General features: G+C 71.2%; 7 protein-coding genes. 4 read left to right on the forward strand and 3 right to left on the reverse strand.

Translation table 11 applies throughout. The features are described from left to right. On the forward strand, window positions 1–2,989 hold a 2,989-nt coding region (locus FNX44_RS18215), incomplete at its 5' end, for an ABC transporter ATP-binding protein (protein WP_143649349.1). A 13-nt stretch (window positions 2,990–3,002) separates the two neighbouring features. Here the strand turns inward: FNX44_RS18215 and FNX44_RS18220 are convergent. Next, on the reverse strand, window positions 3,003–3,512 hold the full coding sequence (locus FNX44_RS18220) for an NUDIX domain-containing protein (protein ID WP_143649350.1): 510 nt from the start codon (window positions 3,510–3,512) through the stop codon (window positions 3,003–3,005). A gap of 135 nt (window positions 3,513–3,647) precedes the next feature. Here FNX44_RS18220 and FNX44_RS18225 point away from each other — a divergent pair, with 135 nt between their 5' ends. The 3 genes from FNX44_RS18225 to FNX44_RS18235 all read left to right on the forward strand — a co-directional run bounded on the left by FNX44_RS18225 (window position 3,648) and on the right by FNX44_RS18235 (window position 9,002). After that, window positions 3,648–5,090 carry a S28 family serine protease gene (locus tag FNX44_RS18225; protein WP_143649351.1) on the forward strand — a complete coding sequence of 481 codons (1,443 nt, stop codon included), beginning with the start codon at window positions 3,648–3,650 and terminating at the stop codon, window positions 5,088–5,090. A gap of 239 nt (window positions 5,091–5,329) precedes the next feature. Further along, window positions 5,330–7,561 (forward strand): SF1B family DNA helicase RecD2, encoded by a 2,232-nt coding sequence (recD2, locus tag FNX44_RS18230; RefSeq protein ID WP_143649352.1) that lies wholly within the window; start codon window positions 5,330–5,332, stop codon window positions 7,559–7,561. A 136-nt stretch (window positions 7,562–7,697) separates the two neighbouring features. Beyond that, window positions 7,698–9,002, forward strand: coding sequence for a citrate synthase (locus FNX44_RS18235; protein ID WP_143649353.1), 1,305 nt, complete (start codon window positions 7,698–7,700; stop codon window positions 9,000–9,002). A 370-nt stretch (window positions 9,003–9,372) separates the two neighbouring features. Here the strand turns inward: FNX44_RS18235 and FNX44_RS18240 are convergent, their stop codons facing one another. Together FNX44_RS18240 and FNX44_RS18245 are read right to left on the reverse strand one after the other, a co-directional pair. Then, entirely contained in the window at window positions 9,373–9,600 is a 228-nt protein-coding gene (locus tag FNX44_RS18240) for a heavy-metal-associated domain-containing protein (RefSeq protein ID WP_143649354.1), read from the reverse strand. Window positions 9,601–9,681: 81 nt separating this feature from the next. Next, window positions 9,682–9,879 carry a helix-turn-helix transcriptional regulator gene (locus tag FNX44_RS18245; RefSeq protein WP_143649355.1) on the reverse strand — a complete coding sequence of 66 codons (198 nt, stop codon included), beginning with the start codon at window positions 9,877–9,879 and terminating at the stop codon, window positions 9,682–9,684. Window positions 9,880–10,060 lie beyond the last annotated feature (181 nt).

A 10,060-nucleotide genomic window follows, 5' to 3' on the forward strand; every position in this document is an offset into this window, starting at 1 on the left:
GGCGCTCGGCGGCTGGATGGCGGTACGCGGCCAGATCACGCTGGGCACCTTCGTCGCCTTCTCCACCTACCTCGCGCAGCTGGTCGGCCCGGTCCGGATGCTGGCCATGATGCTCACCATCGGCCAGCAGGCCCGCGCGGGCGTGGAGCGCATCTTCGAGCTGGTGGACACCGAGCCGCAGATGTCCGAGCGCCCGGACGCCGTGGAACTGCCGGCCGACGCGGACGCCTCCGTGGAGTTCGACGACGTCACGTACGGCTACAGCGCCGACCGGCCGGTGCTCAGCGGGTTCGACCTGCGCATCAGCCCCGGTGAGACGGTCGCCGTCGTCGGCACCAGCGGCAGCGGCAAGTCCACGGTCTCCATGCTGCTGCCGCGCTACTACGACGTCAGCGGCGGCGCCGTGCGGGTCGGCGGGCACGACGTCCGCGACCTCACCCTCGGTTCGCTGCGCGCCGCGATCGGCGTCGTCCCGGAGAGCAGCTTCCTGTTCTCCGACTCCGTCCGGGAGAACATTGCCTTCGGCGTTCCGGACGCCACCGACGAGCAGATCCGCGCCGCCGCCAGGGCAGCCCAGGCAGACGGCTTCATCTCCGAGCTACCCGAGGGCTACGACACCCGCGTCGGCGAGCAGGGGCTGAGCCTCTCCGGTGGCCAGCGGCAGCGCATCGCCCTCGCCCGCGCCATTCTCGCCAACCCGCGCCTGCTGCTGCTCGACGACGCCACCTCCGCCGTCGACGCCCGCATCGAGCACGAGATCCACGAGGCGCTGCGCGGCGTCATGGCCGGCCGCACCACGCTGCTCATCGCCCACCGGCAGTCCACCCTGGCGCTCGCCGACCGCATCGCCGTGCTCGACGGCGGCCGGCTTGTCGACGTCGGCACGCACGAGGAGCTGACCGCCCGCTGCCCGCTCTACCGGCGGCTGCTGACCGACCCCGACGAGCTGGGCGACGTCGAGCGCGACCCGGCCGGGCAGGCCGGACACGACCACCACCGCACGGTCGGCGGCGTCACCCCCGAGCTGTGGGTCCGCCGCGACGGCGCCTCGGAGGCCACCGACGGCGGCGGCCGGGGTGCCGCCGGGGTGGCCGCCGCGCAGTCCGGCCGGCCCGGCGGCTTCGGCGCCGAGCTCGGCTCGCTGCCCGGCAGCCCCGAGCTGCTGGCCAAGGTCGCCGCCCTGCCGCCGGCCACCGACGTACCGGACGTCGACGAGAGCACGGCAGCCCGCCGCGAGGAGTCCTACGGGCTGCGCCGGCTGCTGCGCGGCTTCGGACGCCCGCTGGCCCTCGCGCTCGGCTTCGTCGCCGTGGACGCGCTGCTGATGCTGTTGCTCCCGGTGCTGATCCGCCAGGGCATCGACGACGGGGTCGAGCGCGCTGCCCTCGGCGCGGTCTGGGCGGCCGCCGGGATGGCGCTGCTGGTGGTGCTCGTCCAGTGGGCCGCGCAGTTCGCCGGAATGCGGCTGACCGGGCGGACCGGCGAGCGGGTCCTCTACTCGCTGCGGCTCAAGATCTTCGCCCAGTTCCAGCGACTCGGCCTGGACTACTACGAGCGCCACCTCACCGGCGCGCTGATGACCCGGATGACCACCGACGTGGACGCCCTGTCCACGTTCCTCCAGACCGGCCTGGTCACCGCAGTGGTCTCCCTGCTCACCTTCGTCGGCATCCTGGCGGCGCTGCTGGTGATCGACGTCCAGCTCGCGCTGGTCGTCTTCGCGACGCTGCCGCCGCTGATCATCGGCACGGTCTTCTTCCGCCGCCAGAGCGTGCGCGCCTACGAGCTGGCCAGGGAGCGGGTCAGCGTGGTGAACGCCGACCTCCAGGAGTCCGTCGCGGGCCTGCGCATCATGCAGGCGTTCCGCCGGGAGGACATCGGCACCGACCGCTTCACCGAACGCAGCGACGGCTACCGCCGGGCGCGGGTGCGCGGCCAGTGGCTGATCTCGGTCTACTTCCCCTTCGTGCAGCTGCTGGCCTCGGTGGCGACGGCGGCCGTGCTGGTCGTCGGCGCCGGGCGGGTCAGCGCCGGCACGCTCACCGTCGGCGCGCTGGTCGCCTACCTGCTCTACATCGAGCTGTTCTTCGCGCCCGTGCAGCAGCTCTCCCAGGTGTTCGACGGGTACCAGCAGGCCGCCGTGTCGCTGCGCCGCATCCAGGAGCTGCTGCGGGAGGAGACGAGCACGCCGAGCGACGGCGCCGCCCTGCGGGTACCGGCGCTGCGCGGTGAGATCACCTTCGACGACGTGCACTTCCGCTACGCGACCGCCGACGGCGAGGACCAGGCGCTCAGCGGCGTCGACCTGGTCATACCCGCGGGCCAGACCGTCGCCTTCGTCGGCGAGACCGGCGCCGGCAAGTCCACCCTCGTCAAGCTTGTCGCCCGGTACTACGACCCGACCTCGGGCGCGGTCCGCGTCGACGGCCAGGACCTCCGCGAGCTGGACATCACCGGCTACCGGCACCGGCTGGGCGTCGTGCCGCAGGAGTCCTACCTGTTCCCCGGCACGGTCCGCGACGCGATCGCCTACGGGCGGCCCGACGCGAGCGACGCCGAAGTGGAGGCCGCCGCGCGCGCGGTGGGCGCGCACGACATGATCGCCTCACTGGCCGGCGGCTATCTGCACGCGGTCGACGAACGCGGCCGCAACCTCTCCGCCGGACAGCGCCAGCTGATCGCGCTCGCCCGGGCCGAACTCGTCCAGCCCGACATCCTGTTGCTCGACGAGGCCACGGCCTCGCTCGACCTGGCCACGGAGGCTCTGGTCAACCAGGCGACCGACCGGCTCGCCGGGCGGCGCACCACCCTGGTCGTCGCCCACCGGCTGACCACCGCCGCCCGCGCCGACCGGGTGGTCGTACTGGACCACGGCCGCGTCGTGGAGGACGGCACACACGCCGAACTGCTCGCCGCGGACGGCCGTTACGCCAAGCTCTGGCACACCTTCACGGGCGCCCTCGTCCCGGCCACCGCGTCCGAGCGCTGAGGCCAGGGACCGCTCAGCGCGGCCGGTTCTCGCGGGTGAGCGCGGCGAGGTGGGTGTCGACGGTCTGGAGGCGGGGCAGCGCCTCCACGCCGTCCCACCAGCGCACCTCGCTGATCTCGTCGTTGGCGGTGAACCTGCCCGGTGCCCCGGCCACCTCGGCCCCGAACACCGCGCCCACCAGCACCCGCCGCTCCGGCCCCAGCGAGGTCGTGGCGTAACCGAGGAAGCGCAGCTTCTCCTCGGGGACGAACTCCCCGGTCTCCTCGCGCAGTTCGCGCGCCGCCGCCTGCCGGGCCGTCTCGCCCGGCTCCAGACGGCCGCCCGGCAGCTCCCAGCAGTCCCGGCCGCGTACCCGTACGAGCAGCAGCAGTTCGCCGTGCCACAGCGTCACCAGCACATAGCCGGACCGCCGCGCGTCCTCCGCGGAGTGTCGGTCGAAGTCCAGCAGCGCCATCTGCCGCGGGCCGGTGGCCAACGGCCGGCGGCCGCCGACGTCCTCACCCGGTTCGCCGTCGAGTTCCATGACCGCAGCGTAGGGCCTCCTCGGCCCTGGGGGTGGTGTCCGGCGCTCCTGCGAAGGTAGGTTTCCCGGCGACCAACGCCCTTGCCACACAAGGCGCCAGGGCGACCCACACCCAGGGGAACCGGGGAGTCACGTATGCGCAAAACGCTCAGATGGCTGCTGTCGCTCGTGGTGCTCATAGGCGCGACCGGCCTCGGCACCGCCTCCGCCGGCGCGGCCGGCACGGGCACCGGGCAGACCGACGTCAAGGACCGGCTGCTCAAGATCAGGGGGATGTCCCTGATCGAGGAGAAGCCGGTCGAGGGCTACCGCTTCTTCGTCCTGAACTACGAGCAGCCGGTGGACCACCGCAAGCCGAAGAAGGGCACCTTCAAGCAGCGGATCACCGTCCTCCACAAGTCGGAGAAGCGGCCGACCGTCTTCTTCACCTCCGGCTACGGACTGAACACCAACCCCGCCCGCAGCGAACCGACCCGGATCATCGACGGCAACCAGGTGTCGATGGAGTACCGGTTCTTCACTCCCTCGCGTCCCCAGCCCGCCGACTGGACGAAGCTGGACATCTGGCAGGCCGCCAGCGACCAGCACCGCATCTACCGCGCGCTGAGCCCGATCTACACCCGCAACTGGATCTCCACCGGCGGCAGCAAGGGCGGTATGACGGCGACGTACTACCGCCGCTTCTACCCGCACGACATGTCCGGCACGGTTGCCTACGTGGCGCCCAACAACGTGAACAACAACGAGGACTCCGCCTACGACCGCTTCCTCGCGAACGTCGGCACGCCCGAGTGCCGCGCCGCACTGGCGGGCGTCGAGCGGGAGTCGCTGAAGCGCCGTGACGAGATGGTCGCCCGCTACGAGAAGGACGCGGCCGACGAGGGCTGGACGTTCGACCTCGTCGGCTCGGCCGACCGCGCGTTCGAGGTGGCCGTACTCGACCTTTCCTGGGCGTTCTGGCAGTACCAGCGGGCCTCCGACTGCCCGACCGTGCCGGGCCGGGACGCCACCACCGAGGAACTGTACGACTTCGTCGATCGGGTCGGCGGCTTCGGGTTCTACTCCGACCAGGGCATGACCCCCTACGTGCCGTACTTCTACCAGGCCGGCACCCAGCTCGGTCAGCCCAACGTGAAGACGCCGCACCTGGACGACCTGCTGCGCTACCCGGGCATCAACGTGCCGCGCACCTTCGTGCCCCGCGAGATCCCGATGCGCTTCCAGCGCAACGCCATGCGGGACATCGACCGCTGGGTGCGGAACCACTCCTCGCGGATGCTGTTCGTGAACGGCGAGAACGACCCGTGGCGCGCCGAGCCGTTCCGCCTTGGCAAGGGCAGCCGGGACTCGGCTCTCTACGTCGCCCCGGGCGCCAACCACGGTGCGAACATCAACGCGTTGCGGGAGGCCGACCGTATCGCCGCCACCGAGTCCGTGCTGCGCTGGGCCGGCGTGAAGGCGGAGAAGGCGCAGACGACGCAGCAGCGGGCCGCCACCGAACTGGCCCGACCGCTGGCCTCCTTCGACCGTGAGCTGGACCAGCCGATGGTCGAGAGGGTCGGCGGCCGCCTGCCCTGACCCGACCGGCTGCCGGAGCACACACATCGGGAAAACCCTCCCTCCGTGGCGCAACCATCACCGGGCGTGGTGAGTCTCATCTCATGACGGCCGGCCGCTGGGGAGACGGTCCGGTCGCCACAGGGGGGAAGAAACGAGGGGCCCGGTCTTCACGACCGGGCCCCTCGTGGCGTTCGTGGCGTTCCCGGCTTTCCACAGGCGTCGGACGCGCTGTCGGTGGCGGGCGCTAACGTCGTGCCATGGCACATCCACTCGCCGTGCTCGAAGGGGTCCTGGAGCGGATCACCTACGCCAACGAGGAGAACGGCTACACGGTGGCCCGGGTGGCGCCCGCCCGCTCCCGGGAGAGCGGCGGCGAGCTGCTGACGGTCGTCGGTTCGCTGCTGGGGGCGCAGCCGGGGGAGTCGCTGCGGATGGAGGGCCGTTGGGGCTCGCATCCGCAGTACGGCCGCCAGTTCACCGTGGAGAACTACACCACCGTGCTGCCGGCCACGGTCCAGGGCATCCGCCGTTATCTGGGGTCGGGTCTGATCAAGGGCATCGGCCCGCGCATCGCCGACCGGATCGTCGAGCACTTCGGCACCGACACCCTCGACGTGATCGAGGAGGACGTGCGGCGGCTGGTCGAGGTGCCGGGGCTCGGGCCCAAGCGGACGGAGACGATCGCCGCCGCCTGGCAGGAGCAGAAGGCGATCAAGGAGGTGATGGTGTTTCTTCAAGGCGTCGGGGTCTCCACCTCGATCGCCGTGCGCATCTACAAGAAGTACGGGGACGAGTCCGTCGGCGTCGTACGTCAGGAGCCCTACCGGCTGGCCGCCGACGTGTGGGGCATCGGCTTCCTGACCGCCGACCGCATCGCGCAGGCCGTCGGCATTCCGCACGACAGTCCCGCCCGGGTGCGGGCCGGCCTCCAGTACGCGCTGTCGCAGGGCGCGGACCAGGGGCACTGCTATCTGCCCGAGGAGCGGCTGATAGCCGGGGCGGTCAAGCTTCTCCAGGTCGACACCGGGCTGGTCATCGAGTGCCTGGACGAGTTGGCGGCGGATCCCGAGGGGGCGGTGCGCGAGCGCCTGCCGGACCCGGAGGAGCCGGGCCGCACGATCACGGCCGTCTACCTGCCGCCGTTCCACCGGGCCGAGCTGTCGCTGGCCGGGCAGCTGAAGCGGCTGCTGCGGACCCCGCACGACCGGCTCGCCGCCTTCGCCGACGTCGACTGGGCCCGGGCGCTGGGCTGGCTCGCCGCCCGTACCGGGGCTGATCTGGCGCCCGAGCAGCGGGACGCCGTGCGGTTGGCGCTGACCAGCAAGGTCGCCGTGCTCACCGGCGGCCCGGGCTGCGGCAAGTCGTTCACCGTGCGCTCGGTGGTGGAGCTGGCGCGGGCGAAGGGCGCCACGGTGGTGCTGGCCGCGCCGACGGGCCGGGCGGCGAAGCGGCTGGCCGAGCTGACCGGCGCCGAGGCGTCCACCGTGCACCGGCTGCTGGAGCTGAAGCCGGGCGGGGACGCCGCGTACGACCGGGATCGGCCGCTGGACGCCGATCTGGTGGTCGTCGACGAGGCGTCGATGCTGGATCTGCTGCTGGCCAACAAGCTGGCCAAGGCCGTGCCGCCGGGCGCGCATCTGCTGCTTGTGGGCGATGTGGACCAGCTGCCGTCGGTGGGGGCGGGCGAGGTGCTGCGGGATCTGCTGGCCGAGGGCGGTCCGGTGCCTTCGGTGCGACTGACCAGGATCTTCCGGCAGGCGCAGCAGTCGGGAGTGGTGACCAACGCGCACCGCATCAACGCCGGGCAGTCGCCGATCACCCAGGGCCTGCCGGACTTCTTCCTCTTCCCGGAGGAGGACACCGAGGAGGCCGCCCGGCTGACGGTGGACGTGGCCGCCCGGCGGGTGCCGGCGAAGTTCGGTCTGGACCCGCGCCGGGACGTGCAGGTGCTGACGCCGATGCACCGGGGGCCGGCGGGCGCGGGCGCGCTGAACGGCCTGCTCCAGCAGGTGGTCACGCCGGGGCGGCCGGGGGTGGCGGAGAAGCGGTTCGGCGGCCGGGTGTTCCGGGTGGGGGACAAGGTCACCCAGATCCGCAACAACTACGAGAAGGGCGCGAACGGCGTCTTCAACGGCACGGTCGGGGTGGTGACCGCGCTGGACGTGGAGGAGCAGCGGCTCACGGTCGTCACGGACGAGGACGAGGAGGTGCCGTACGACTTCGACGAGCTGGACGAGCTGGCGCACGCCTACGCCGTGACCATCCACCGTTCGCAGGGCAGCGAGTACCCGGCCGTTGTGGTTCCGGTCACCGCGGGCGCGTGGATGATGCTGCAGCGCAATCTGCTCTACACCGCCGTGACCCGGGCAAAACGGTTGGTGGTGCTGGTCGGCTCGCGGCGGGCTCTGGCGCAGGCCGTCCGGACGGTTTCGGCGGGTCGGAGATGCACTTCGATCGATCATCGATTGCGGACAGAGCGGGAGGAGTGATAACCAAAGGGCGGCACTGGGTGCCATTTCAGCACCCTCTGGTCGACCCCGAGTGCACCAGCGCGTGCTAAATGGGGGACAGTGGAACCAGTCAGGGCACCTCGAAGAAGAGGCACTACCGTCGGTGAGGGATGACGTGAGCGAACACCGCGCAAACGACAGCGCAGTAGTACTGCGGCATGGGGGCAGCGAGTACGAGTTCCCGGTGGTCGACAGTACCGTCGGCGACCGTGGCTTCGACATCGGCAAGCTGCGCGCCCAGACCGGTCTGGTGACCTTGGACTCGGGGTACGGCAACACCGCGGGCGTGCAGTCCGCGATCACCTACCTCGACGGGGAGAACGGCATCCTGCGCTATCGGGGCTACCCGATCGAGCAGCTCGCCGAGCGCGGCACCTTCCTGGAGACGGCCTACCTGCTCATCAACGGCGAGCTTCCGACCGTCGACGAGCTGGCCGGCTTCCGCAACGAGATCGTGCAGCACACCCTCCTGCACGAGGACGTCAAACGCTTCTACGACGGCTTCCCGCGCGACGCCCACCCGATGGCGATGCTCTCGTCCGTCGTCAGCGCGCTGTCCACCTTCTACCAGGACAGCCACAACCCGTTCGACGAGCAGCAGCGGCACATCTCCACCATCCGGCTGCTGGCCAAGCTGCCGACCATCGCCGCCTACGCCTACAAGAAGGCCGTCGGCCACCCGGTGGTCTACCCGCGCAACGACCTCGGCTACGTCGAGAACTTCCTGCGCATGACCTTCTCGGTGCCGGCCGAGGAGTACGAGCTGAACCCGGTCGTCGCCGGCGCCCTGGACAAGCTGCTGATCCTGCACGCGGACCACGAGCAGAACTGCTCCACCTCCACCGTGCGGCTGGTCGGCTCCTCGCAGGCGAACATGTTCGCCTCCATCTCGGCGGGTATCAGCGCGCTGTGGGGCCCGCTGCACGGCGGCGCCAACCAGGCGGTGCTGGAGATGCTGGAGCAGATCCAGCGCGACGGCGGCGACGTCGACGCCTTCATCCGCAAGGTGAAGAACAAGGAGGACGGTGTCCGCCTCATGGGCTTCGGACACCGCGTCTACAAGAGCTTCGACCCGCGCGCCAAGATCATCAAGGCCGCCGCGCACGACGTGCTCTCCGCGCTCGGCAAGTCCGACGAGCTGCTGGACATCGCGCTCAAGCTGGAGGAGCACGCGCTCAGCGACGACTACTTCGTCTCGCGCAACCTCTACCCGAACGTGGACTTCTACACGGGTCTGATCTACCGCGCGATGGGCTTCCCGACCAGCATGTTCACCGTGCTGTTCGCGCTGGGCCGGCTGCCGGGCTGGATCGCCCAGTGGCACGAGATGATCAAGGAGCCGGGTTCCCGGATCGGTCGCCCGCGGCAGATCTACACCGGCGTCGTCGAGCGCGACTACGTGCCGGTCGAGCAGCGCTGACGCGCGTCTGTCCGAGCGTTTCGGGAGGGGGTCGCGGCCGTGGGGCCGGGGCCCCCTCCGGCGTTCCGTCGCGCCCACCGGGAAGTGACGCGAGTCACATTCACCTCGCGTACAACCATTTCCCCGGGTCGGCTGTCTCATCCGGTGACACCAGCACCCGGCGGAGTTGGTGTCGGGCAGTGGTCCCGCGGTCGCAAAGCTTTGAGCGGCCTTCCGGCCGCGTGCGCTGCCGGCAGGCGCCCGGCGTGGATCCCGTGGGGGGAATCCAACCGGGATTGGGACGCCCCGACCGCGAGCCCGTGGGGGGACTCGCGGCGGGGCGTTCCGGCTATCTCGCCGGGCTTCCTGCGCCCGCCGGCGCCGCGGGCCCTCAGGCCTGTCCGACCAGCTCGTAGCCCGCCTCGTCGATCGCGGCGCGCACCGACTCCTCGTCGAGAGCGGTCGCGGCGTCGACGGTCACCAGGCCGTCCTTGGCGGACGCCGTCACGGAGGTGACGCCCGCGAGCGCGCCGACCTCCTCGCTGATCGCCTTCTCGCAGTGGCCGCAGCTCATGCCCGTGACCTTGTAGACGATGGTGGTGTTGGGCCGCGTGTCCATGAGTCCTCCAGGTGTGCGTGAGTGGCGTCGTCCGCCGTCGCCGTAGGGGAAACTCTATACCCCCCTCAGGTATTCCCGTCGTCAACGGCCGCGCCGCCCGCTGCCCGGGCGCCGGGCGACCCACGCCCGGATGGTGTCCGCCCGCCAGTACGGACGGCCGCCGTCCACCAGGTCCGGCGGGGGCAGCAGGCCGTGCTTCCGGTACGAGCGGACCGTGTCCGGCTGCACCTGGATGTGCGCGGCGATCTCCTTGTAGGACCACAGACCTCGGTCGGGCATGTACGAGCCTCCTCGGGGTTGGGTGGGTGGTGACATCGAGCGTGCGAGCCGGCTCCCACAGCCCCCCGGGCCGACAGCGGGCTGTCGAGGAGCTGTGACGCGTACCCGCGTAACGGTGACGCCTGTTACCCGATCCCGATCAAGCCTCTTGTCCTACCGTTCCCACCGCACCCTCCCCGCC

This window comes from Streptomyces alkaliterrae (assembly GCF_007097205.2).
GTDB lineage: Bacteria > Actinomycetota > Actinomycetes > Streptomycetales > Streptomycetaceae > Streptomyces > Streptomyces alkaliterrae.